Source organism: Nonomuraea phyllanthi (genome assembly GCF_006334985.2).
Taxonomy (GTDB): Bacteria; Actinomycetota; Actinomycetes; order Streptosporangiales; family Streptosporangiaceae; genus Nonomuraea; species Nonomuraea phyllanthi.
Genome location: NZ_VDLX02000022.1, coordinates 115,339 through 137,215, shown reverse-complemented (window position 1 = coordinate 137,215; position 21,877 = coordinate 115,339). Strand labels below are relative to the sequence as shown.

The 21,877-nt window shown below is 71.3% G+C and carries 25 protein-coding genes and 1 pseudogene; 11 read left to right on the top strand and 15 right to left on the bottom strand.

What is annotated here, in order from left to right; genetic code table 11:
• The first annotated feature begins 137 nt into the window (after positions 1-137).
• Positions 138-2,510 carry an ATP-binding protein gene (locus FH608_RS42010; protein WP_139636355.1) on the top strand — a complete coding sequence of 791 codons (2,373 nt, stop codon included), beginning with the start codon at positions 138-140 and terminating at the stop codon, positions 2,508-2,510.
• Positions 2,511-2,698: 188 nt separating this feature from the next.
• Here the strand turns inward: FH608_RS42010 and FH608_RS42005 are convergent, their stop codons facing one another.
• The 5 genes and pseudogenes from FH608_RS42005 to FH608_RS41985 form a co-directional block, all read right to left on the bottom strand.
• Entirely contained in the window at positions 2,699-3,169 is a 471-nt protein-coding gene (locus FH608_RS42005) for an ATP-binding protein (protein ID WP_139636353.1), read from the bottom strand.
• Between the two features lie 107 nt (positions 3,170-3,276).
• Positions 3,277-4,272, bottom strand: a complete 996-nt coding sequence (locus tag FH608_RS42000) for an RNA polymerase sigma-70 factor (protein ID WP_394367735.1) — start codon at positions 4,270-4,272, stop codon at positions 3,277-3,279.
• Entirely contained in the window at positions 4,269-4,730 is a 462-nt protein-coding gene (locus FH608_RS41995; RefSeq protein ID WP_139636351.1) for a carboxymuconolactone decarboxylase family protein, read from the bottom strand. Before FH608_RS41995 ends, FH608_RS42000 begins: the two co-directional genes overlap by 4 nt.
• A 168-nt stretch (positions 4,731-4,898) precedes the next feature.
• Positions 4,899-5,251: pseudogene (locus FH608_RS41990) on the bottom strand (YnfA family protein).
• Between the two features lie 75 nt (positions 5,252-5,326).
• A complete protein-coding gene (locus tag FH608_RS41985; protein WP_139636349.1) occupies positions 5,327-6,859 on the bottom strand; it encodes an FAD-dependent monooxygenase in 1,533 nt (510 codons plus the stop codon).
• Positions 6,860-6,931: 72 nt separating this feature from the next.
• On the opposite strand from FH608_RS41985, the gene FH608_RS41980 reads away from it, so the two are divergent.
• Positions 6,932-7,573: a TetR/AcrR family transcriptional regulator gene (locus FH608_RS41980; protein WP_139636347.1), complete on the top strand. Its 642-nt coding sequence runs from the start codon at positions 6,932-6,934 to the stop codon at positions 7,571-7,573.
• A 154-nt stretch (positions 7,574-7,727) separates the two neighbouring features.
• Here FH608_RS41980 and FH608_RS41975 read toward each other — a convergent pair whose 3' ends face one another.
• Complete coding sequence (locus FH608_RS41975) at positions 7,728-8,213, bottom strand: MarR family winged helix-turn-helix transcriptional regulator (RefSeq protein ID WP_139636345.1); 486 nt, start codon at positions 8,211-8,213, stop codon at positions 7,728-7,730.
• Between the two features lie 105 nt (positions 8,214-8,318).
• Here FH608_RS41975 and FH608_RS41970 point away from each other — a divergent pair, with 105 nt between their 5' ends.
• A complete protein-coding gene (locus FH608_RS41970; RefSeq protein ID WP_139636343.1) occupies positions 8,319-9,704 on the top strand; it encodes an MFS transporter in 1,386 nt (461 codons plus the stop codon).
• Positions 9,701-10,102: a PPOX class F420-dependent oxidoreductase gene (locus FH608_RS41965; protein WP_139636341.1), complete on the top strand. Its 402-nt coding sequence runs from the start codon at positions 9,701-9,703 to the stop codon at positions 10,100-10,102. Before FH608_RS41970 ends, FH608_RS41965 begins: the two co-directional genes overlap by 4 nt.
• Before the next feature lie 123 nt (positions 10,103-10,225).
• Here FH608_RS41965 and FH608_RS41960 read toward each other — a convergent pair whose 3' ends face one another.
• Positions 10,226-10,477, bottom strand: coding sequence for a helix-turn-helix domain-containing protein (locus FH608_RS41960; protein ID WP_139636339.1), 252 nt, complete (start codon positions 10,475-10,477; stop codon positions 10,226-10,228).
• 238 nt (positions 10,478-10,715) lie between these two features.
• Here FH608_RS41960 and FH608_RS41955 point away from each other — a divergent pair, with 238 nt between their 5' ends.
• On the top strand, positions 10,716-11,156 hold the full coding sequence (locus FH608_RS41955) for a YybH family protein (protein WP_139636337.1): 441 nt from the start codon (positions 10,716-10,718) through the stop codon (positions 11,154-11,156).
• 232 nt (positions 11,157-11,388) lie between these two features.
• Positions 11,389-11,793, top strand: coding sequence for a hypothetical protein (locus FH608_RS41950; RefSeq protein ID WP_226900382.1), 405 nt, complete (start codon positions 11,389-11,391; stop codon positions 11,791-11,793).
• Positions 11,794-11,843: 50 nt separating this feature from the next.
• On the opposite strand, the gene FH608_RS41945 is transcribed toward FH608_RS41950, so the two are convergent.
• The gene (locus tag FH608_RS41945) at positions 11,844-12,776 is read right to left on the bottom strand and encodes an NAD-dependent epimerase/dehydratase family protein (RefSeq protein ID WP_139636336.1); all 933 of its coding nucleotides are present in this window, start codon (positions 12,774-12,776) and stop codon (positions 11,844-11,846) included.
• A 338-nt stretch (positions 12,777-13,114) separates the two neighbouring features.
• Here FH608_RS41945 and FH608_RS54005 point away from each other — a divergent pair, with 338 nt between their 5' ends.
• The 3 genes from FH608_RS54005 (at position 13,115) to FH608_RS41935 (ending at position 14,619) form a co-directional block, all read left to right on the top strand.
• On the top strand, positions 13,115-13,246 hold the full coding sequence (locus tag FH608_RS54005; RefSeq protein WP_264372948.1) for a hypothetical protein: 132 nt from the start codon (positions 13,115-13,117) through the stop codon (positions 13,244-13,246).
• 315 nt (positions 13,247-13,561) lie between these two features.
• Positions 13,562-13,909: a DoxX family protein gene (locus FH608_RS41940; RefSeq protein WP_139636334.1), complete on the top strand. Its 348-nt coding sequence runs from the start codon at positions 13,562-13,564 to the stop codon at positions 13,907-13,909.
• 41 nt (positions 13,910-13,950) lie between these two features.
• Positions 13,951-14,619, top strand: a complete 669-nt coding sequence (locus tag FH608_RS41935; RefSeq protein ID WP_226900381.1) for a nuclear transport factor 2 family protein — start codon at positions 13,951-13,953, stop codon at positions 14,617-14,619.
• A gap of 531 nt (positions 14,620-15,150) precedes the next feature.
• Here FH608_RS41935 and FH608_RS41930 read toward each other — a convergent pair.
• The gene (locus tag FH608_RS41930) at positions 15,151-16,020 is read right to left on the bottom strand and encodes a sigma-70 family RNA polymerase sigma factor (protein ID WP_139636332.1); all 870 of its coding nucleotides are present in this window, start codon (positions 16,018-16,020) and stop codon (positions 15,151-15,153) included.
• Between the two features lie 84 nt (positions 16,021-16,104).
• On the opposite strand from FH608_RS41930, the gene FH608_RS41925 reads away from it, so the two are divergent.
• The gene (locus FH608_RS41925; protein ID WP_139636330.1) at positions 16,105-16,449 is read left to right on the top strand and encodes a VOC family protein; all 345 of its coding nucleotides are present in this window, start codon (positions 16,105-16,107) and stop codon (positions 16,447-16,449) included.
• Positions 16,450-16,496: 47 nt separating this feature from the next.
• Positions 16,497-16,928 carry a DoxX family protein gene (locus FH608_RS41920; RefSeq protein WP_139636328.1) on the top strand — a complete coding sequence of 144 codons (432 nt, stop codon included), beginning with the start codon at positions 16,497-16,499 and terminating at the stop codon, positions 16,926-16,928.
• Between the two features lie 112 nt (positions 16,929-17,040).
• Here the strand turns inward: FH608_RS41920 and FH608_RS41915 are convergent, their stop codons facing one another.
• The 6 genes from FH608_RS41915 to sigJ form a co-directional block, all read right to left on the bottom strand.
• Positions 17,041-18,186: an RNA polymerase sigma factor gene (locus FH608_RS41915; protein WP_226900380.1), complete on the bottom strand. Its 1,146-nt coding sequence runs from the start codon at positions 18,184-18,186 to the stop codon at positions 17,041-17,043.
• A gap of 14 nt (positions 18,187-18,200) precedes the next feature.
• Positions 18,201-18,539: a YciI family protein gene (locus FH608_RS41910; protein WP_139636326.1), complete on the bottom strand. Its 339-nt coding sequence runs from the start codon at positions 18,537-18,539 to the stop codon at positions 18,201-18,203.
• An 841-nt stretch (positions 18,540-19,380) separates the two neighbouring features.
• Positions 19,381-19,827, bottom strand: coding sequence for an ester cyclase (locus FH608_RS41900; protein ID WP_139636324.1), 447 nt, complete (start codon positions 19,825-19,827; stop codon positions 19,381-19,383).
• Between the two features lie 232 nt (positions 19,828-20,059).
• Positions 20,060-20,431 carry a DoxX family protein gene (locus FH608_RS41895; protein WP_139636322.1) on the bottom strand — a complete coding sequence of 124 codons (372 nt, stop codon included), beginning with the start codon at positions 20,429-20,431 and terminating at the stop codon, positions 20,060-20,062.
• A 143-nt stretch (positions 20,432-20,574) separates the two neighbouring features.
• Positions 20,575-20,769 carry a hypothetical protein gene (locus FH608_RS41890; RefSeq protein WP_139636321.1) on the bottom strand — a complete coding sequence of 65 codons (195 nt, stop codon included), beginning with the start codon at positions 20,767-20,769 and terminating at the stop codon, positions 20,575-20,577.
• Positions 20,770-20,926: 157 nt separating this feature from the next.
• Positions 20,927-21,865, bottom strand: a complete 939-nt coding sequence (gene sigJ, locus FH608_RS41885) for an RNA polymerase sigma factor SigJ (RefSeq protein WP_139636319.1) — start codon at positions 21,863-21,865, stop codon at positions 20,927-20,929.
• Positions 21,866-21,877 lie beyond the last annotated feature (12 nt).

Here is a 21,877-nt window from a genome sequence, read left to right as displayed (position 1 = left end):
CGCGTCATGCGACGGCCAAAACTTGTTGTGGCTTCTTGACCGTGCTCGTCTGCCATAACGGCCGGGACATAACCTGGGTGGGACGACGTGGGATGCGGTCCGATGGCGACCCGCCGGCCGCGTCGCGGAAGGCGCCAATGACAGCGGTGACTGCCAGCACCTGCCGGGGACGGCCCAGCGGCGGGCTGCCTGCCGAGGTGACGAGCTTCGTGGGGCGTCGGCACGAGGTGGCCGAGGTCAAGCAGCTGCTGTCCGCCTCCAGGGTGGTGACGCTGACCGGGGTGGGCGGTGTCGGTAAGACGCGGCTGGCGCTGCGGGTGGGCGTGGAGGTACGGCGGGCCTTCCGGGACGGGGTGTGGCTGGTGGAGCTGGGCGCGCTCGACTGCCCGGCGATGCTGGACCAGGTCGTGACCGAGGCGCTGGAGATCCGCGACCACACCGGTGATCCGCCGATGCGGGTGCTGACCCGCTTCCTGCGCGACAAGCAACTGCTGCTCATCCTGGACAACTGCGAGCACATGGTCGGTGACTGCGCCGTGCTGGCCGAGGCGTTGCTGAAGGCCGCGCCTGACCTGCGGGTGCTGGCCACGAGCAGGCAGGCGCTGGGCATCGCGGGCGAGCAGGCGGTGAGCGTGGCGCCGTTGCCGCTGCCGGGCCGGGAGGAGCCGCGGCCGCCGCTGGACGCGCTGGTACGGCAGGACGCGGTGCGGCTGTTCGTGGAGCGGGCCCGCGCGGTGCTGCCGTCGTTCGAGATCACCGAGGACAACCGGGACGTCGTCACCCGTATCGTGCGCCGTCTCGACGGGTTGCCGCTGGGCATCGAGCTGGCGGCGGTGCGGCTGCGGGCGCTGTCGGCCGAGGAGCTGCTGCAGCGGCTGGATGACCGGTTCCGCCTGCTGACGGCCGGGTCCCGGGCGGTGCTGCCCCGGCACCAGACGCTGCGGGCGCTGATCGATTGGAGTTACACGCTATGCCTGGATCACGAGCGGCTGCTGTGGCAGCGGGCCTCGGTGTTCGCCGGCGGCCTGGACCTGGAGGCGGCCGAGGCGGTCTGCAGCGGGGACGGCATCGCCCGGGAGGACGTCATCGATCTGGTGATCGGCCTGGTGGACAAGTCCGTGCTGATGCGCGAAGGCCACCCGGGCGGCGTACGGTACCGGATGCTGGAGACGCTGCGCCAGTACGGCCGGCAGCGGCTGGCCGACTCCGGCGCCGAGGCCGAGCTGCAGACACGTCACCGTCGTTATTACCGCGATCTGGCCGCGCGGGCGCGGGCGGAGGTGTTCGGGCCGCATCAGGTGGCCTGGTTCGGGCGGCTGCAGCGGGAGCACCACAACCTGCGGGCCGCGCTGGACAGCTGGCTGAGCACGCCGGCCCAGACCGGCGCCGCGCTGGGCATGGCCGGCGACCTGCTGTATCACTGGATCACCAGTTATTACCTGGGTGAGGGGCGTGACTGGCTGCGGCGGGCGCTGAGCGCCGACGCGGCCTCGCGCGGCGCGCCGGAGCCGGTGCGCGGCCGCGCGCTGTGGGCCGCCAGCTGGCTGGCCGTCATCCAGGCCGACATCCCGGCCGCCACGGCGATGCTGGAGGAGGCCCGCCGCCTGGGGGAAGGGGCGGGCGATGAGGCGGTCCTGGCGTACGTGGCGCTGTTCTCCGGGATGGTGGCCATGTGCGAGGGGCGGACGCCGGCCGCGATCGAGCTGTACAGGGACGCCCTGGCCCGCCACCGCCGCACCGGCGACCCGGCGGGGATCGCGCTGTCGCTCATCCGGCTGACGCTCGCCCACTCGTTCTCGGGTGACTCCTCGCGCGCCGTGGCGGCGGGCGAGGAGTCGCTGTCGGTGTGCGAGGCCCATGGGGACGCCTGGCACAAGGCGTACACGATGATGGCGCTGGGGGTCGAGGTGTGGCGGCAGGGGGACCTGGCGCGGGCGACGGAGCTGGAGACGGAGAGCCTGACGTTCAACCGGGTGATGGGCGACCGGCTGGGCGCGGGGCTCAACATCGAGGTGCTGGCCTGGATCGCCGCCGGTCAGGGCCGGTCGCAGCGGGCCGCGCGGCTGCTGGGCGTCCTGGAGGGGATGTGGACGTCGGTGGGGGCGCCGCTGTCGGGTTACGGGCATCTGATCCGTTACCACGAGGAGTGCCGGGCGGCGCTGCGGGAGGAGCTGGGGGAGACGGCGTTCGAGGCGGCGCTGCGGCGGGGGGCGCGCATGCCGACGGAGGAGGCTCTGGCGTACGCGCTGGGCGAGGAGGGCCGCGCCGAACAGGCGGGCCGGGAGGAGCCGGCGGCGGCGCCGCTGACCCGCCGGGAGAAGGAGATCGCCGAGCTGGTGGCGCAGGGCCTGACCAACAAGGAGATCGCCGCGTCCCTGGTGATCGCGCAGCGCACGGCCGAGGGGCATGTGGAGCACATCATGACCAAGCTGGGTTTCACGTCGCGGGCGCAGATCGCGGTGTGGGTGGGCGAGCAGGCCCGCGCGGACGGCCAGGACGGCCTTTCCTGACCGTCACCCTGACCGCCGCCCTGATTCGTCGCCGGCCCGGTCAGTACGGCCCGATCAGTACGGCAGGGGCCGGCCTGACGGGGTGCGCAGGTCCATGCTCGGGGCGGGGCGGCGTGGCTGCTTGGGGATGCGGATCTTCCTCTGGTGCACGGTGTGCGGCTCCCTTCCTCCCGGGTCCGGTGCGAGGGTCAGTGGCGTTCTGATGTGAGGAGTTCGAACCAGACGATGCGGCCGGCGACGCCCCAGCAGCAGGCCAGCCGGTCCAGCAGCGGATTGTGGCGCGGCAGGGCGGGCGGGACGCGGGCGCCGAGGTCCTCGGCCTCGCTGCGCAGCAGCCCGTCCTCCACCCACAGGGCTAGCCTGATCTTGCCGGTGGCGTGCCGCAGCGCCTCGCCCACCAGCTCGCCGACGAGCCGGTCGGCGATGGCGGCCTGCTCGTGCAGGCCCCATGCGTTCAGCCGGACGGCCGTCATGCGGCGGGCGCTGGGCACCGCCGACGGGCGTGCCGACAGCAGCCACGACGCGGCGCGGTCCTGTCCTGCCCATCCGGCGCGGACGGCCAAGTTGTCTCCCAGGGCCAGCAGCCCGTTCCAGGACCACATGCGAAGCGCCGGCTCTCCGGCGCCGGCTGTGCCGTGCTCGACGTGTGGCTGCGACATGACTGGCACTGATATCCCCTCCCCGTGTCGACGCCTGTTCAGAGCACGTCTTCAGCTTGCTCCGCCACCCCCACCACCGAAGACGGGATAAATCCCCATATAGGTACCTATTCACCCCCATGTCCGCATACGTACTCGTGTGGTGGGTACGCGGCAGGCGACCGGTCGGTGCGGCGGCGGGCCCGTTTGGCCTCGCGGCTGAGCGCCCAGGAGTCCGCCACCGGGCCCAGATGCCCGAGCTTGTCGGGGTTGGTCACTGAACGGATCGTCTGGATCCGCCCGTCCAGGATGTCGAGCGCCAACGTGGTGACCACCCTGCCGTCCCCATCGCGCAGGACCGCGCCCGGCTGGCCGTTCACCTCGTGCGGCTCCAGCACGACACCGAGCCGCTCCAGCGGCGAGACGACCGCGGCCAGCACCCGGGCCACCTTCCTGGCCCCGGCGACGATCCTGCCCACCTGCGGGGCCTTGCCGCCGCCGTCGCCCACCATGTGGACGTCGGCCGCCAGCAGTTCCCTGAGCGCGTCGACGTCGCCCTCCCGGAAGGCGTCGAAGAAGCGCCCGGCCAGCTCCTCCCGCTCGCGCCGGTCGGCCTCGAAGCGGGGCCGGCCCGCGTCCATGTGGCGGCGCGCCCGCACCGCGAGCTGGCGGCAGGCGGCCTGCGAGCGGCCCACCGCCGAGGCGATCTCGCCGAAGCTGAACCCGAACACCTCCCGCAGCACGAACACCGCCCGCTCGGGCGGGCTCAGCCGCTCCAGCAGCAGCAACGCCGCCATCGACACCGAGTCGGCCAGCTCCGCCGAACGCTCCGGGTCCTCGTACGGGTCGCTCAGCAGCGGCTCGGGCAGCCACGCCCCCACGTACTCCTCCCGCCGGTGCCGCGCCGAGCGCAGCACGTCGATCGAGATCCGGGTGACCACGGCCGCCAGGAAGGCCTTGGCGGAGGTGGGCTCGTCCGGGGTGGACTCGTAGCGCAGCCAGGTCTCCTGGACCGCGTCCTCGGCCTCGCTCACGCTGGCCAGGATCCGGTAGGCGATCGCGAACAGCAGCGGCCGCAGCTCCTCGAACTCCTGCGCCCGGCCCACCCTGCTCGTGGGGCTCATCCGAACTGGCCGGGCCGGTAGTCGCCGGCGGGCTGGCGGGTGATGACGTTCAGGCGGTTGAGGGCGATCAGCGCCACCAGCGCGGCCAGCTGGTCCTCCTCGTAGTGCTCGGCGGCGCCGGCCCAGGCCTCGTCGGTGACGCCGCCGGCGGCGTCGGCGAGGCGGGTGCCCTGCTCGGCCAACTCCAGCGCGGCCCGCTCGGCCTCGGTGAAGACCGTCGCCTCCCGCCAGGCCGCCACCAGGTGGAGCCGCACCGGCGTCTCCCCGGCCGCCGCCGCCTCCTTGGTGTGAATGTCGACGCAGGCGGCGCAGCCGTTGATCTGGCTGGTCCGCAGCGCCACCAGCTGTTGCGTGCCAGCCGGCAGCGCCGACCCTGTCACGGCCGTGCCGGCCGAGACGATGTGTTTGAGGAACGTGGCGGCGACCGGGTTGCCGTGGTGGTCGAGGCGGGCGTCCATCGTGAGCTCCCTGTCGGAGATGGCCTGTCGGAGATGGCCTGTCGGAGATGGCCTGTCGGAGATGGCCTGTCGGAGATGGCCTGTCGGAGATGGCCTGTCACCTCCCACGACGAATCAGCCCGGCACGCTGTGACAGCCGCCGCGTGTGATGCTCGTCTCCCCCGGGGGTCAGCCGCGCGGGGCGTACATGATGAGCAGGACGCCCGCCAGGCACACCAGTGCCCCGGCCACGTCCCACCGGTCCGGCCGGAACCCGTCCACCACCACACCCCACAGCAGCGACCCGGCCACGAACACGCCGCCGTACGCGGCCAGGATCCGCCGTACGCGGCCAGGATCCGCCCGAAATACGCATCGGGCTGCAACGTCGCGACGAACCCGTACAGGCCGAGCGCGATCACCCCGGCGCCCGCCCACACCAGGCCCCGCTGCTCGCGCACCCCCTGCCACACCAGCCATGCCCCGCCGATCTCGAACAGCGCGGCCAACGCGAACAACACCAGTGAACGGATGACACTCATGCCCGCCATTGCACCAGCCCGGCGCGGCCCCCGGATCCTCAGCAGGGTCCGCAGCCGGTTCCCTCAGCCGGTTTCTCAGCCGGGGCTGAACCAGCGGGTGAGGGCCGCTTTCAGGCCGTCGGGGTCCGCGCCCGCCCAGGCGACGTAGCCGTCGGGCCGGATGAGCAGGGCGGGCGCCGGGGCCTGGCCTGCGGCGGTCGCGCTCACGCGGCGTACCCGGTCGCTCCAGGCCTCGGCGGTGGCGGCCAGGTCGTCGCCGCCGGTCAGGTCGAGCAGCAGGGGACGGGCCTGGCGCAGCAGTTCGGCCAGGCGGCGCGTGCGCCCGTCAGCGGTGGTCACCTCCAGGGGTGGCACGAACCGGCCGGTGGGCGCGGCGGGCCGCTCCTCGCCCATGTCGTGGCGGACGTCGGCGCCCGCCAGCAGCGCGGCGACCAGGCGCAGGTTGTCGGGGCTGTCGAGGAGTTCGGCCAGGAGGCGGCGCAGCGCGGTGACGCCGCCGCCGGGCGCCATGAGCGCGGTCGCGGCCTGGGTGTGCAGCAGGACGCGTTCGGCGGCGGCGTGGCGTTCGCTCTCGTAGCTGTCCAGCAGGTCCCGCGGCGCCCAGCCCTGCACGGTGGCGGCGAGTTTCCAGGCGAGGTTGGCCGCGTCCTGCAGCGCCGCGTTCAGGGTGGGGCCGTGGCTCACGTGCGCGGCGTCGCCGGCGAGGAAGACGTGGCCCTGGCGCAGGCGCTCGGCGAGGCGGGAGTTGCGGCCGCACTGGCGGCGCAGCAACGTGGGCGCGCCCTCGGGCGGGGCGCTCAGGGGCAGGCGCACGCCGAGGACCCGCTGGATGCTGTGCTCCATCTCCTGCAGCGTCATCGGCGCGCCCGGCCCCGGGAAGTCGCCCGCCGGGTGGTCCTCCCATTCGGCCGTGTTGACCAGCGGCCGCTGCGGGTCGTGCGCGAGGAGGGTGAACACGCCTCGATCGGTACGGTGGAAGGCCGCCGGGATCTCGCCGAGCCCGTCGATGGCGACCCGCCCGCCCGGCAGGACGTGGAAGCGGTCGCTCGGCCCGATCAGGGCGGTTCGGTCGACGACGTGGTCGTCGCTGAGGCCGGGGAAGGCGATGCCGGCCTGCTTGCGGATCGTGCTGCGGGCGCCGTCGCAGCCGACCAGGTAGCGGGCCGTCAGCGTCGTCTCGGCCCCGCCCGGGGCGCGCGCCACGACCTCGACCCGCTCGTCGTTCTGGCCGAAGGACAGCACGTCCCAGCCCCGCCGGACCTGTGCGCCGAGTTCGGCCGCCCGCTCGTCCAGCATCCGTTCGAGGTCGCGCTGGTCGACCGGCAGGAGGTACATCGGGTTGTCCTGGCCGAGCCGGTGCAGCGGCAGCGGCAGCCCGCCGAAGAAGAACCCGGGCGCGGGCGCCGGCGCCGCCTGGCCTGCGCAGCGTTCGAACAGGCCGCGGTGGTCCAGCAGCCGTACGACCTGACCGGCCAGGCCGTGCGCCTTGTCCGACAGGTCGGGTCGCGGGCGTCGTTCCAGCACCAGGGGGCGTACCCCTGCCAGGCGCAGCTCGCAGGCCAGGAAGAGGCCGGCGGGTCCACCGCCGGCGATGATGACGTCGACCATCACTGACACCCCTTAGGGTACGCGTCTGTATCTAATGGCGGACACCGTAGGGCACCGCGATAAGATACGCAAGTGAATCCTCAGCGTGAGCGGGCCGCGGGCGAACGCGGCACCACGCGCGATCGCGGCGCATCGCGCCGGCGCGGCTCCGAGCTCGAAGACGCCATCCTCGACGCCGCGTGGGAGGTCCTGGTCGAGCACGGATACCACGGCTTCACCTACGAAGCGGTCGCCGACCGCGCCGGCACCAGCCGCCCCGTCCTCTACCGGCGCTGGCCCCACCGCGACGACCTGCTGCTGGCCACCCTCGCCACGTACTGGCGGCCGATCGCGATCCCCGACACCGGCAGCCTGCGCGAGGACGCGATCGGCTTCCTGCGCAACGCCGACGCCGACCGCGCCGGCATGATCACCCTGATGAGCGTGCAGCTCGGAGACTACTTCCGCGCCACCGGCACCAGCCTCGGCGAGCTGCGCGACGCCCTCCTCGCGCCCGGCCAGGCCACCCCCTTCGAGATCATCGTCGGACGCGCGGTCGGACGCGGCGAACTGCCCGACGTGCCGCGCTCGTCCCGCATCGTCAACCTGCCGCTGGATCTGCTGCGCCACGACATGTTCATGACGATGCGTGCCGTGCCGGAGGAGGCGATCATCCAGATCGTGGACGAGGTGTGGCTACCGCTGCTGGCACTCCCCGCAGCCCCGCCCGCTTGACCCGCGCCGCGGGGGCCTCGGGCGGGCAGGACCAGCGGGCGTGCGGGGCCCGGCGAGGCCCTGCGGCGTCCTGTGGCGAGCGCCCGGGCGCGAGGGGGCGCGCCGGCTGTTTCGACGCGAAAGTTCGGCGCGAAAGGCCGTCCGGCGGGTCCGTCTAGCGGGTCCGCGCGAGCAGGGTGGTCAGGGTGTCGGCGACCCGCAGCCTGTCGTCGCCAGGCAGGTCCGCGGCGAGTGCCTCCAGCCTGGCGACGATCTCCCCGTGCACCCGTACGGCGAGGTCCTCGCCCTCGGGCGTCAGCTCGGCCCGGCACGCGCGCCGGTCGGCGTCATCGCGCACGCGGCTGACCAGGCCGCGCCGCTCCACCCGGTCCACCAGCCCGGTGAGGCTCGGCTTCTCCAGGTGCAGGAGCCTGCTGAGGTCCGTCATCCCGACCCCGGCCCCGTCGCCGCTCGTCAGCACGCACAGCAGCTGGGCCTGCTGCGGGGTGACGTCGTGCTCGCGGCTGACGTCGGCGAAGACGTGCTGCACCAGGTGCGACATCCGCACCAGCGCCGCGGCGAAGCCCAGCCCGGCCTGCGCCCCCGCCTGTGCCCCCGCCTGTGCCCCGGCGTGCGTCACGCTCTCCGTCACGGTCTCCATCGGCACCTCCTGCCGCCGAGTGTAGTTGCGGACAGTTCGTTGTCCAAACTATGTTGTTAGCACTACAAACTATTCGTAGTGCTAACCAAATGTGGAGGTGTGACCATGCCGGCATCCCCCCGGCGGATCGTGGCGGCGCTCGTCACGACGGTATTCGGCTACTCCCTGATGCAGACGGTCGTGGTTCCCGCACTCGGCCTGCTCACCCGCGAACTGCACACCACGCCGGCCTGGTCGGCCTGGATCCTCAGCGCGTTCCTGCTGTCCAGCGCGGTGCTCACCCCGATGCTCGGACGCCTCGGCGACCTGTACGGCAAGCGGCGCGTGATGGTCGGCGTGCTCGCCGCGTACGCCGTCGGCATGGCCGGCGCGGCGCTCGCCCAGGACATCGCCCAGCTCATCGCCGCCCGCATCGTGCAGGGCGCGGCGCTGGCGGTGGTGCCGCTGTCGATGGCGATCCTGCGCGAGACGCTGCCCAGGCAGCGGCTGGCGTCCGCGATGGGCCTGGTGTCCGGCATCGTCGGCGCGGGAGCCGGAGCCGGGCTGGTGGTGGGCGGGCTGCTCGCCGACCGGCTGTCATGGCGCTACCTGTTCGTCCTCGGCGCGCTGCTGGCGCTGACCAGCCTGGCCCTGGTCGGGCGATGGGTGCCTCGCGGCGAGCGCGCCGCCGCCGGCGGGCTCGACGTGCCGGGCTCGCTGCTGCTGGCGCTCAGCCTGGTCGCCGTGCTGCTCGCCCTCACCCAGGGCCCGTCCTGGGGGTGGTCCTCGGCGCCGGTGCTCGGCCTGTTCGCGCTCGGCGTGCTGCTCGCGGCCGCGCTGGCGGCCCTGGAGCGGCGCAGGCGTGACGCGCTCATCGACGTCGCGGAGCTGACCGATCGGCCGATGCTGGCCACGCATCTGGCGGCGCTGCTGTTCGGCGCCGGGTCGTACTTCTTCTACGTGGCGATCCCGCTGTTCGCCCAGCAGCGGCCCGGCCCGGACGGCGCCGGCTTCGGCGCCTCGGTCACGGTTGCCGGCCTGCTGATGCTGCCCGGCATGCTGGCCATCATCCCGGCGGGCATGGCGGTCGGCCGGATCTCGGAGGCGTTCGGTTCCCGCTGGCCGCTGGCCATCGGATTCGCGGGGATGGCCGCGGGATCGGCGCTGATCGCCATGGCGCACGGCGCGTACTGGCATCATCTGGTGTTCTACGGGATGGTCGGCGCGGGGTCCGGGCTCGTCATGGGCGCGCTGCCCAAGCTGATCGCCGACATCGTCCCGCCGGCCAGGACCGGCACCGCGAACGGGCTCAACAACATCGCCCGCACCGTCGGCGGCGTCGTCGGCAGCCAGCTCGCCGCCGCCGTCATCGCCTCCGGCAGCGGCGGGCGCGCCGCCGCCGTGCCCGGCTCGGCCTTCACCGCGCTGTTCTGGCTGGCGGGAGGCGTGGCCCTCGTCGGCGTCGCGGTCTCACCGTACGCCGTGCGTGTCCTGCGGACGGTGACGGCGTGAGCGTCTTCAGCGAACGCGAGCTGGCCTACCTGCGCGGCGAGCGGCTGCTGGGGCGCCTGGCCACCGTCGGCGCCGACGGCATGCCGCACGTCGTACCCGTCGGCTGGTCCCTCGACGCGACCGGCACGCTCATCGAGATCGGCGGGCGCAACCTCGTCCGCTCCGGGAAGTTCCGCGACGTCGCACGCAACGGCCGCGCCGCGCTGGTCATCGACGACGTGCTCCCGCCGTGGCGGCCGCGCGGTGTGGAGATCCGCGGGATCGCCGAGGCCATCGACGGCGAGCGGCCGCTGATCCTGCTGCGCCCGGCACGGATCGTCAGCTGGGGCCTGCACAGCGGCGCCACCATCGAGGACACCTACCGCGCACGCGCCGCGGGACGACCCGTCGCCCCCTGACCCCACGGCCACGATGTGTGGCTGCCCCTATAGAGGAAGCCTCGGCGGGATCGCTCGGCGGCAGGAGCCGGCAAGCCGACGCCCCGAAGCCGATGGCAGCCGGGCCGGGTCAGGTGGGCCGGGTCAGGTGGGGGCGGGGGTGGAGCGGGTGGCCAGCCGGTCGAGCGAGATGCCCAGCACGTCGGCCAGCGACGCGATCGTGAAGAACGCCGGCGTCGCGATCCGCCCCGTCTCGATCTTGCGGAGGGTCTCGGCCGACATGCCCGCCGCCGTGGCCACCTCCACGATGCTGCGATCACCGCGGGCCTGGCGCAACAGCCCGCCCAGCTGCTCACCGCGCAGCCGCTCCTCGGGGGTCAGCGGAGGTCGCACCATGCGTCCTAGTCTATACCCCGGGATACAAATACCGGCCAGAGCGTCGACCGGGCGGCCCGGGCCCGTACTCGTGCGCACGCTCTATGGGGCGCCCGACGGCCATCTGTCGACCGCCGCCCGCCTGATGCGTACCACGATCATCAGCTGGGACCTGATCAACGGCGAGTCGCAGGAGAAGCGGGCGTGACGTTTCGGGGGGCTGCGTTGTCGTACTGGTGAAGAGAGAGGACCGGTGGCGATGACCACGCAACGAGAGCTCGACGAAGCCCAGATCAGGCGGAACATCGACGGGATCGTCGAAGGGATCCGGGCGAAGGACCTTGAGGGACTAAGGCGGCTCTACGCGGCCGACGTCGTGTCCTTCGACATCGACCCGCCGCTGCAGCATGTCGGGATCGAGGCGAAGATGAAGAACTGGGAGAGGGCGTTCGCGTTCTTCCACGAGGTGACCTATGAGGTGCGCGACCTGACGATCACCGTGGGCGATGACGTGGCGTTCGGGCACGGCTTCGGCCGGCTCAGCGGCACGCTGGAGGACGGGACGGCGGCGGGCGGCATGTGGGTCCGGGGCACGTTCTGCTTCAGGAAGGTCGATGGCGCCTGGCTGATCGTGCATGACCAGGCTTCCGTGCCGCTGGACATCCGGAGCGGCAGGGGAGTGACCGACCTCAAGCCCTGACCGGCAGGACGCACGTGCCGGGCGGGGAGACGGGTCGGGGAGCGATCCCGCCGACGCGCCCGCCCCGGCACGCCGGCGCCCTCGACACCTCTCCCGAAGCGGCCGGGTCAGGACCTTCGTCGAGGCGACCAGCGGGCTCGTCACCGCATGGGGCCGCCCGGCGGCAACAGCTCAACGCTGACACGACCCAGGCGGGCCAACTCGCCTTGGACGCACAGGAAAGGGACACGACATGATGAACGGCTACAGCAGGCCGGCCAGGATCTTCGTCCAGGTGGCCGTGGTGGTCGGCGCGCTGACGATGCTGGTCTTCGGCGTGTGGATGCGCATCGACCCGGCGGGCTTCGCGGTCTTCGCCCGGTTCCCCAATCACGTGCACTTCCTGCACGACGCCGGGATCTTCCAGATCGGCATCGGGCTGATGATGCTGAGCGCGCTGGTATGGCGTGACGTGCTGTCGATCGTGCTGGTCGGGTTCTTCGTCACCAACACGCTGCACGCGGTGAACCACGCGGCCGACCTGGACCTCGGCGGCAGCCCGGACAACTGGTGGCAGCTCGGTCTCATCTCGCTGCTGGCGCTGGCCGGCCTCGTGGTGCACCGCAGGCAGCTCAGCCGGTCACGGACTCCTGCGTAGCCGGGTCAGGACCGGCCCGCTCCAGACGACGGCGGCGCCCGGCCGGCGCATCACGCGCTCGCCGGGCGCACGTGCCGCAGGCCGTCCCGGCAACTCGGATACTCCGGCCGCCAGCCCAGCTCCCGCTTGGCCTTCTCGTTGGACAGCCGGATCCGGGTGCCCGCCATGAGCGCGTACATGTAGGGCGCCGGGCGCAGCAGCCAGCTCGGCACGGTGATCGGCGCCGGCGCGCCAGCCGCCTCCGCCACGGCCGCGACGAAGTCCGCGAACCTCACCGGGGTGTCGTCCACGACGTTGTACGCCTGCCCGGCCCTGCCACGGTCGAGGGCCGCGACCGTGGCCGCCGCCGCGTCGGCGATGTGGATGGGCGAGGTGACCCCGGACGGCCTCGGCGCCGGCAGCATGCGCCTCGACGCCATCGCCATCAGCTTGCGGGTGCCCGGCTCGGGACCGTAGAAGAGCCCGTAGCGCAGCGCGATCCCGTCGATCCCCGGCGTGCCGAACGCCAGCCGCTCGTTGGTCCGCATCGAGCGCAGGTGCCGCTCGAAGGCGCCGCGGCCGGTCGGCGCGAACTCGTGGTCCTCGGTCAGCTCCGCCTCGCCGTGATCGCGGTAGCCGTAGCCCAGGAAGAACGACTGCGTGACGAACCGGTGCGCGCCGACCAGCTCGGCCGCCCGCAGCAGGTTCGCCGTCCCCTGCTCGCGCAGGTCGTCGGTGGCGTGCAGGTCCCGGTGCCGCAGCGGCGTGCCGGTGATCGCGGTCGCCTGGTGTATCACCGCGTCGGCGCGGTGTCCGCGCAACGCGTCCAGCAGCCGCCGCTCGTCCATCACGTCGACCACCCGCGTCTCGACGCCGGCGTCCTGCAGCAGGCGCGCCTTGCCGGGGGAGCGGGTCAGGCCAAGCACCGAATGGCCGGCGGCGAGCAGTCTCGGCACGAGTTCGCCGCCGAGAGTGCCCGTCGCTCCCGCGAGCACGACCTTCATGTGCGGTCTCCTTCTGGCTGGTGGTGTGTCATTGAGCGCGTTCCCTTCCCGCGGCCACGGCCGCAGTGCCTGTCTACGATCAGACGCTGGAGCGCCGCGCACTGTGACACCGTGATGCGCCGCGGTCGGCCGGTTCGGCAAGGTGCGCAGGCCGCGTGCGGTCCACATCGGCCCGTGGCTGCCTGAACCGCTGTGGACCGACGAGCCGCTTGCAGCCCGCTACCGGCATGCGGGCCGTTCGCTGATCGGGATGTCATGTGGATCTCGGGCGTCGGTGTCCCCTCGGGGTGGGCTCGTTCGTCGTTGGGGTGACAGCCAACACCGCAGAGGAGATCTTCATGCAAGCGCGACTCGACATCTCCGAAAACCCGGTCACGAGCAAGCCGGCGAAGTACATCACCTGGAACCGTCTGAACGTCATCACCCGGCAGAGCCCCATGGCCGACTACCAGCCGGGACGGTGGCGATAGCGGCGGCGTTTCGCGCTCAAGTCGGATGAGGGACGCGCGCTCCGCTCTCATCCGTCCTTCCGCGACCACCCCATCCCCGCCGCCGCCGGCCGGTGGCTTCGGCCGCTTTGGCGAGGGCCGGGTGAGCAGCGGGGAGATCATGGGCGACCTTCACCACCTCATGCACCTGGTGCTCAACCGACGTGGCACCCTCCCAGGCATCGGCGGGCGGAGCCTTGACCCATCTCACGCGCCGGGCATGTCACGTTCCCGGCGGCTCATCTCGTCCGCGTAGTGCGCCACCGGTCTATCGCTCGCACGGACAAGGGGACCATCGTGTTCGCCGTCTACCTCGTGATCACTTCTCTCGCCTCGGCCGTCGTCGGCCTGGCCGCCATCGCCAACCTCATCGGCCATGACTACCCCAAGAAGCAGGCGGACCAGCTTCGCGTGCCGCGTTCCTGGATGCTCCCGCTGGGCGTGATGCTGGCGGCGGGCTCGCTGGGACTGCTGGCCGGGTTCGCCGTTCCGGTGCTGGGCCTGCTCGCCGCCGCCGGCCTCGTGTTGTACTTCCTCGGCGCGTTCTGCGTTCACCTGCGGGCTCGTGACCACCGCTTCGGCGCCTGGTCCGTGTACTTCGCGCTGGCGGCGGCCGCCTTGGCCGTGAACGTGGCCTACTACTGAGTTCCGATTCAGATCTTGCGGGCTTCCTGAGGCCGGCGCTCATGAACGCCGCCGCGCCAATTCGTCACTGCGGTGTGAGCCCCATCACGTTCGCCGCCCGTCCCGACGCGCCGGACTCATTCGTCGATGTTCTGTACCCGCCGACGCGCCCTGCAGCACCCTCCGGCAGCAGCCCGATGCCGTCATCCATCACGTTCGCAGAAGAGAGGAAACCGATGAGAGATCTGCAGACCATCGCCGACCGCGTCGAGATCGAGGCACTGCGGGGCGAACACGTCGACGCGGCAATGATCGGCGACTACGACCGTTTCGCGTCGCTGTTCACCAGGGACGCGGTGTGGCGGATCCCCCCCGCCAACGTCGAGTTCAGCGGGCGGAAGGAGATCCGCGCCGGTATCGAACGGCTGCAGGGTGCGTGGGAGTTCTGGGTGCAGACCGTGCACCCGGGCACGATCCAGCTCGATGGTGACACCGCGACCGGCCGGGAATCCATCTTCGAGATCGGTCGCCAGCGCGACGGCAGGTCGGTCGTCATGTACGGCCTGTTCCACGACCGCTACCAGCGCACCCCGGATGGGTGGAAGTTCACCGAGCGCGTCCTCGAACCCAGGTACCTCGACACCACTGCGCTGACGGGTTCGCCTCACGTGACCTGGGACCCCGCCGGCCCGGAGGCCGCAAACGCCTCCTCTACGGAGGAAACCCGATAACCGCGGCTAAACCGATCTCCCGATGCCCTTCGGCATCTGGACGAGCCGCATCAGGGATGTGATCCTGCCGGCTGATCCGGCAACGCAGCATCTCCGAAGGTGAGGCGACCTGTGGGGCGACGCGCCAGCCTCACAGGTCACTTCGCTGTCCTGTCGAACTGCCCGCTGGCATGCCGTGTCCCGGCGGCCGGCCGGCCAGGGTCGCCGGTCGTGTCTGCATGGACCGGCTCTCCTCGCCACGCGTCCGGTGCGAGACCTACGTGGGCGAATGGATCCCCGAGCCGCGTGACGCTCGAATCGATGCCCCCGGCCCAGCGCGTCGTGCTCATCCTCCGCGATGCCCTCCGATGCTCCTTCGCCGAACTGTGCGCCTGCCGAAAACCACATCCATTGCGCGCGTTCGCGCCCGCGCCCGCGGCGGCGGCCCGGCCGATCAAGGAGTGCACGAACCCCGGCGAGGGCCGCGCCAGTGACCCGCGCAGCAGGCACACCCGCCGGTCGCGACGCGGTGTGCACGGCACGGCGCCCTTGTCAGTTCTCGATGACCTCCAGGTGGAGTTCGCGAAGGTGGTCTCGGTCTGCGATCAGGTTGATCTCGGTGATCCGCCCCGCCGCGATCGTGAAATCGAACGCCATGCGCGGCTGCCCGCCCGCTGACCAAACGGCTCCGGCGGCCCCGTCGATCAGCGCCAGTCGCGCGCCGTGGGCACGGCCGCGGAAGGTCTCGGCCACCGCCGTAGCGCCGCGGAGCCGCCCGGACGCGCCCGTCAGCACGGCCGCACGATCGGCGTGCAGCACCACGTCCGGGTCGAGCAACGCGAGCAAGGCGCCGAAGTCGCCGCCCCGCGAGGCCGCGAGGAAGGCGCTGACGATCTCCCTCTGCCGCAGCAGGTCGGCACCGGACGGTGGGTCCGCCCCCTGGACCCGCCGCCGGGCCCTGCTGGCGAGCTTCCTGGCTGCGGCCGGGGAGCGATCCACGATCGGTGCGATCTCCTCGAACGGCACGGCGAAGACGTCATGCAGGACCAAGGCCAGCCGCTCGGCGGGAGCGAGCATGTCCAGCACCACCAGCATCGCCAGGCCGACCGAGTCGGACAGCAGCGCCGCCTGCTCCGGATCGCTCCCGCCGTCGCCGGCCGAGGCCGGAGCCACTGCCTCCAACGGGTCCTCGCGCAGGGTGCTGCGCGAGCGCAGCATGTTCAGCGAAACGCGGGCGACGACCGTGGTCAGCCACCCCCTCAGATTCTCCACCTCGCTGGTGTTGGAGCGGCTGAGCCGCAGCCACGCCTCCTGGACGGCGTCATCGGCCTCACTTGGTGACCCGAGCAGTTGGTAGGCCACCGCTCGCAGATGATGGCGATGCTCCTCGAATCGGTCGGCCAGAAACTCGTGGTCATCCATCGGTCACATTCCTTCGTCGGGTCGTGTCATGTCTATGACCCGTCGGCCTTCGCCGATGTGACCGGCAATCACGAGGAGCAGGTCATGAACGATGGCATCAAGACTGTCATTCACCCGGTCAGGGATCTCGCCGCCGCCAAGGCCATGTTCAGCGCACTGCTGGGCGTCGAGCCGTACATGGACGAGCCGTACTACGTCGGTTTCTCCATGAACGGCCAGGACATCGGCCTGGACCCGCAGGGCCACAAGAAGGGGATGTCCGGGCCCGTCGCCTACTGGCATGTCGACGACATCGAGGCGAGCCTGCGGGCGCTTCTCAACGCGGGGGCGCAGACGTCGCAGGAGGTCAAGGACGTCGGCGGGGGCAAGCTGGTCGCTTCGGTGACCGACGCGGACGGCAACGTCATCGGCCTCATCCAGCCGGCCTGAACCGGCGGCATCCATGTTCCGGACGAGTTACTTGGGAGGAAACCATCATGTCCACCCGCGTGTGGCCACGACGACTGCTCACGGCCTTCTACTGGTTCGTGGCATTCACGTTCTTCATGGGCTTCGTCACGAAGTACTGGCCCGGCCCCACGTTCTTCGGGCCGGCGTACTCGGTGAAGTTCGTCGAGTGGGGGTACCCGTCCTGGTTCAGGTTCGTGGTCGGGACCATCGAGGGGGTGTGCGCCGTGTTGCTGGTCATTCCCCGCCGGCGATTCAAGTTCATCGGCGCGACCACCCTGTTCCTGGTCCTCACCGCCGCGACCACGACGCACATCGTAGCCGGCAGCGAACTCTACGAACGCGTCGCCGCCCCCACCAACATGGTGATCATGTTCATCTTCGCCCTGATCAACTGGCCGGCCGATTGGCGGGACCTGCTGCGCCAGGAACGACAGCCCAGCGTGTCCCACCGTGCATGAATGGAGATCAGCACCCGCCGGACGCACGTCTTCGACGTGACCGAGCATCCGACCAGGCCGTGGGTCGCGCAGCAGGCCAGGAACCTGATGATCGAGCCGGGGGACAGCCGGCTCAGAGCTGTTCGAGGCGCCGGGTCAGGAACCGCCGCTCGGGGGTCGAGGCGGCCAGTTCAAGGGCGCGCCGGTAGGCCGTCCGGGCCTCGGCGTCACGGCCCAGACGCCGCAGCAACTCCCCGCGCGTCGAGTGGAAATACAGGTAGCCGTCCAGGTCGAGGCCATCGACGGCACGCAACGCCGCGGCGGGATCGCCGGCCTGGGCGACCGCCACGGCACGGTTGAGCTCGACCACCGCCGAGCCGGTCAGGTCGGCCAGCCGCCGGTATAGCTCGGCGACCTGCGGCCAGTCGATCCGCTCACGCGCCTGGAGCGAGGCGATGGCGGCCTGCACGACGTACGGGCCGCGCCCGCCCAGCACCATCGCCTGATCCAGCACCGCCCGGCCCGCCGCGATCTGTCGCAGGTCCCACAACGACCGATCCTGATCGTCGAGCAGTACGAGATCGTCACCGGAGAACCGGGCCCGCCGCCGCGCGTGGTGGATCATCATCAGCGCCAGTAACCCGTGTGCCTCTGGCTCCCGCGGCATCAGCCCGGCCAGCACCTGCCCCAGCCGGATGGCCTCGGCGCCGAGATCGACCCGGCCGCTGTAGCCCTCGTTGTAGATCAGGTAGATGACCGCCAGCACCGCGTCGAGCCGTTCGGGCAGCAGATGCGCGCCCGGGACCGCGAACGGGATCCCGGTCGCCTTGATCTTGGCCTTCGCGCGGGTCAGGCGCCGCTTCATGGTCTCCTCCGAGACCACGAACGCTCGGGCGATCTCCGCGGTCTGAAGGCCGCCGAGGGCACGCAGCGTGAGCGCCACCTGCCCCTCCAGCGGCAGCGCCGGATGACAACAGGTGAAGATCAGCTCAAGCCGTTCGTCCTTGATCAGCGTGTCGTCGAAGTCGTCCATGATGGCCTCCGGCACCGGCAGCAGGTGGATCTTCTGGGCCAGGGTGCGCTCCCGGCGGATCCGGTCGATCGCCCCGTTCCGGGCAGTCGTCACCAGCCACGCGCCCGGAGCGTCCGGCACGCCTGAAACCGGCCAGCGTTCCGCCGCGATGGCGAACGCCTCCTGCGCCGCCTCCTCAGCCCGGTCGAAGTCACCGAGGAACCCGACCAGCGAGGCCAGCACCCGGCCCCACTGGTCGCGGAACACCCCCTCCAGCTCGCTCAGAGCCGCACCACCGGCCTGACCTCCACGGTGCCGCCGAACCGCAGGGCCGGGACGCGTGCCGCCAATTCGAGCGCTTCGTCCAGGTCGGCGGCCTCGATCAGGCAGAAGCCGCCCAGCACCTCTTTGGTGTCGGCGAACGGGCCGTCGGTCATCAGCGTCCGGCCGCCGGACAGCCGCACGCAGGTCGCCATCTCCGCGGGCTGCAACTGCGCGGCACTGACGTAGCGGTCGTCGTCAGCCATCGCGAAATACTCGGCGTACGCCGCCTCACGCTCCTCATCCGACGACGTCTCCAGGTAGCCGGGCTCGGCGTAGATCAGCAGGGCGTACTGCATCGCAACCTCCAGGGCAGTGGGCTCTCACCAGCACGACGAACGAGCGGCCGCGCAAGGGACACCACCCGTATTGTGCACATGTAACGATTTCCCGCCCGCCCCCTGACTCCGTACGACACCGTTCAGGCGTGCGCGGGGGCCGGCCGCGCGGGACCGGGGTGGGCGAAACCGCGATGGGCGAGATCCATCTCCTTCATCAACGCCACCTTGCGCTGCCACCGTAGGAACAACCGGGAGACTACCGGCATCTTGAGCATCCGCACCCGGGCCGCCGCCGCCCGGTCCGGTCGATGTTGTAGCTGACACCGTCCGGATCCCGGTCGGTCAGCCCATCGAGGATGCCCAGGCGCTCGGCGGCGGCCCGCCCGGCACCGAATAACGCGATGAAGCATCCACCGGACCGTCGCCCGGCACTTCCGCTCGACGATGACCGGCGTCCACCGGTCACCCGGCCCTCGCCAAGGCGACCGAAGCCACCGGCCGGCGGCGGCGGGGGTGGTCGGGGAAGGCCGGATGAGAGCAGAGCGCGCGTCCCTCATCCGACTTGAGCGCGAAACGCCCCCGCTATCCGCCGTTCCGATAGCCAGCCCGCCGATTCGTTAGTTCGCCGTTCCGCCATCTCGACGATCCGTGGTTCGAGCCGGCGCATCCGGCGCGCCGTGAACTCCGGAGGTGGTGCACGCGCTGGCGAACCGCCTCGGCAGGCTCGCGGTCGCCCTTCCGAACCTGGGACCACCGCGTGCCGGCCGACCTTGAGCCGGGCGTCCTCGCGATCGGCTCCGTATTCCCCGCTCCGCTGCTGTCCTGCTGCGCGGTCTCCTGCGAGGGTGTGAACGCCTCGCTAGGCGTTCGGTCCGGCGAACACGCCGAGTTGCCGCATCTGCGACATGACATCGACGACCGCCCAGGTCTCGGCGACCCGCCCGTCGACGAAACGGGCGATGAGGATCTCTTTGTACGTGATGGACTTGCCGGTCGGCGGCACGCCCATGTACTCACCCCGGTGCGTCCCTGTGACCGTGTTCCTGGTGACGACCTTGTCCCCTTCCGCTATCACGTCCTCGACCTCGACGTGGAGGTCAGGGAAGGCCCGGCGCAGCACCGCGAGCACCTCCTTCATCGCCGACGTCCCCGTCGTCTCGATCGGCAGCGGCGTGCGGATCTTCACGTCCGGTTGGACGACCTCGTCGATCGTCCTGGAGATGATCTCTTCGTCGCCGGTGCTGACGGCATCGTGGAAGCGGCGGAGCGTCTCCTTGTTGCGTTCCGCCGTAGTGATGATCGACATGTGGTCTCTCCTTGGGCTCATTGGGGTGTTCGGTGAGGGTGTCCGCCTGGAGCGGGCAAGAGGCCTTCAGTCAGCCGCTCGCTCGCACCGTCCAGCACCCAGGGCAGGATCCGCGCGGTGCCCGGACCAACCAGGCGGGCGTTGACCTGGCCGAAGTGCAGCCACTGTGCAGCCACTGCGGCTCGGTGACGATCGCCTGGACCAGCGGCAGCGCCTCATCCTCCTCTGGCGGTCACCCGGCGTAGGGGCCGAACCGGCCCCAGGCGACGAGCGCGGCGAGCGCGAAGAGGATGACGGTGACCAGCAGCCCGGACGGTTCCTTGCGGCGGATGTGCACGGCAGCCGCCGTGATCATCATCACCGCCAGGCCGGCCGCGGCAGTCGGCGTCAGGACGGGCGCGATCCCGGTTACGGCGGGCAGGATCAGTCCGACCGCGCCGAACAGTTCCATCACGCCGATGAGCCGCACCGCCCGCTGGGAGAACGTCTCCATCCACGGATACCCGCCGACCAGCTTGTCCTTCGGCCGGGTGAGCTTCGCCAGACCTGATAGGGCGAACGAGGCGGCCAGGAGCGCCTGCACGATCCACAGGAACACGTTCATCGAGGTGTCTCACCCTCGGCTGGGGATCTGGAGGCCGATGTCGATGCGGCTGTGCCGCCCGCGCGGGAGGCCGGAAAAGTTGTCGCTCATATCCAGGCGACGAACGGGCGGCCTCCCGGGGGACACCTCGGGCCTCAAGCAATTCAGAGCTGTTCGAGCCAGTGGGTCAGGAACCGCCGCTCGGACGTCGAGGTGGCCAGGCCGAGGGCGCGGCGGTAGGCCGTCCGGGCCCCGGCGTCGCGGCCGAGGCGGCCGAGTTTGGCCGGCTCCCCGAACCGCGTCAGCTTCTGCGGGTCCGCTGCCGCGTGGATCCGGCTCACCCGCCCGTTCTCAACCACCCGCTCTCAACCACCAGGCTCACCGCAGCCACTGGCGCCAGGGCCTCCATCAGCTCCTTATATGTGGTCTCCCAATGTGGCAGGGCATGTGCGCACTTCGAGCGTGCGGGACGCCGGTGGCACCCGGGGTGGGAGCGGGCGTGGTGATCGGGGCGCGTCAGTCCGTCGTCCAGTGACGTAGTTTCTCGGGGTTGCGCACCACCCAGATGTGCTTGATCCGGTCACCCACGACGTCGAACGCGAACACCGTCACGATGGCGCCGTCTTGCTCAGCCACCAGGCCGGGCTGACCGTTGACCGTGCGGTCCAGCAGCGTCATGTCGCCGCGCCTTCGGCGGGCGATTTCGACCCAGGCGTGCGCGATCTGCTCGGCGCCCTCGATGGGGTGCAGGAAGGTCATGGTGAGGCCGCCGCCGTCGGCGATCGCTGTGGCGTCGGGGTCGAGCAGGCCGATGAGGGCGTCGATGTCCTTGGCCTCCCATGCCTGTTTGAAGTCCCTGACGATGTCGGCGCGCCTGGTCGCCGGAGTCACGGAAGGTTGCGAGGCCCGGATGCGGCGGCGGGCCGAGGAGGCCAGCTTGCGGCATGCTCCCGGGGTACGGCCGACGATCTCGGCGACTTCGGCGAAGGAGTGGCAGAAGACATCATGCAGGATGAACGCGACGCGTTCGGCCGGGGTCATCGATTCGAGCACGACCAGGAAGGCCAGGTTGACCGACTCGTCCAGGGTGACCCGGTCGGCCGGGTCGGCGGTGGTGCCGCCCGGCCGTCCGGTGCTCTGCTGCGTACGTTCAGGTAGCGGTTCGGGCAGCCAATCGCCCACGTAGGTCTCTCGCCGGGCCCGGGCGGAGTTGAGCACGTTGAGGCAGATGCGGCTGACGACCGTCGTCAGCCAGGCGCCAGGGGATTGGATGGCGTCCTGCTGCTGCGGGGACATGGCGTACCAGCGGGCGTATGCCTCTTGCACGGCGTCCTCGGCCTCGGCCAGGGAGCCCAGCAGCCGGTAGGCGATATTGATCAACTGGCGCCGCTCGCTCGTGATCGCGTCCAGGCCGGGATGGGGCCGGCCGTGTCCTGGCCGGGATCGGGCGGTCATGGTGCCGGTAGC

Coding starts and splice junctions, on each gene's coding strand:
- FH608_RS42000 (WP_394367735.1), bottom strand. CDS start 4,272: ATGAGCCCCACGAGCAGGGTGGGCCGGGCGCAGGAGTTCGAGGAGCTG.
- FH608_RS41935 (WP_226900381.1), top strand. CDS start 13,951: ATGAACGCCGCCGCGCCAATTCGTCACTGCGGTGTGAGCCCCATCACG.
- FH608_RS41910 (WP_139636326.1), bottom strand. CDS start 18,539: ATGCAGTACGCCCTGCTGATCTACGCCGAGCCCGGCTACCTGGAGACG.
- FH608_RS42005 (WP_139636353.1), bottom strand. CDS start 3,169: ATGTCGCAGCCACACGTCGAGCACGGCACAGCCGGCGCCGGAGAGCCG.
- FH608_RS41925 (WP_139636330.1), top strand. CDS start 16,105: ATGAACGATGGCATCAAGACTGTCATTCACCCGGTCAGGGATCTCGCC.
- FH608_RS41900 (WP_139636324.1), bottom strand. CDS start 19,827: ATGTCGATCATCACTACGGCGGAACGCAACAAGGAGACGCTCCGCCGC.
- FH608_RS41955 (WP_139636337.1), top strand. CDS start 10,716: ATGACCACGCAACGAGAGCTCGACGAAGCCCAGATCAGGCGGAACATC.
- FH608_RS54005 (WP_264372948.1), top strand. CDS start 13,115: ATGCAAGCGCGACTCGACATCTCCGAAAACCCGGTCACGAGCAAGCCG.
- FH608_RS41985 (WP_139636349.1), bottom strand. CDS start 6,859: ATGGTCGACGTCATCATCGCCGGCGGTGGACCCGCCGGCCTCTTCCTG.
- FH608_RS42010 (WP_139636355.1), top strand. CDS start 138: ATGACAGCGGTGACTGCCAGCACCTGCCGGGGACGGCCCAGCGGCGGG.
- sigJ (WP_139636319.1), bottom strand. CDS start 21,865: ATGACCGCCCGATCCCGGCCAGGACACGGCCGGCCCCATCCCGGCCTG.
- FH608_RS41970 (WP_139636343.1), top strand. CDS start 8,319: ATGCCGGCATCCCCCCGGCGGATCGTGGCGGCGCTCGTCACGACGGTA.
- FH608_RS41975 (WP_139636345.1), bottom strand. CDS start 8,213: ATGGAGACCGTGACGGAGAGCGTGACGCACGCCGGGGCACAGGCGGGG.
- FH608_RS41920 (WP_139636328.1), top strand. CDS start 16,497: ATGTCCACCCGCGTGTGGCCACGACGACTGCTCACGGCCTTCTACTGG.
- FH608_RS41930 (WP_139636332.1), bottom strand. CDS start 16,020: ATGGATGACCACGAGTTTCTGGCCGACCGATTCGAGGAGCATCGCCAT.
- FH608_RS41945 (WP_139636336.1), bottom strand. CDS start 12,776: ATGAAGGTCGTGCTCGCGGGAGCGACGGGCACTCTCGGCGGCGAACTC.
- FH608_RS41950 (WP_226900382.1), top strand. CDS start 11,389: ATGATGAACGGCTACAGCAGGCCGGCCAGGATCTTCGTCCAGGTGGCC.
- FH608_RS41895 (WP_139636322.1), bottom strand. CDS start 20,431: ATGAACGTGTTCCTGTGGATCGTGCAGGCGCTCCTGGCCGCCTCGTTC.
- FH608_RS41960 (WP_139636339.1), bottom strand. CDS start 10,477: ATGGTGCGACCTCCGCTGACCCCCGAGGAGCGGCTGCGCGGTGAGCAG.
- FH608_RS41995 (WP_139636351.1), bottom strand. CDS start 4,730: ATGGACGCCCGCCTCGACCACCACGGCAACCCGGTCGCCGCCACGTTC.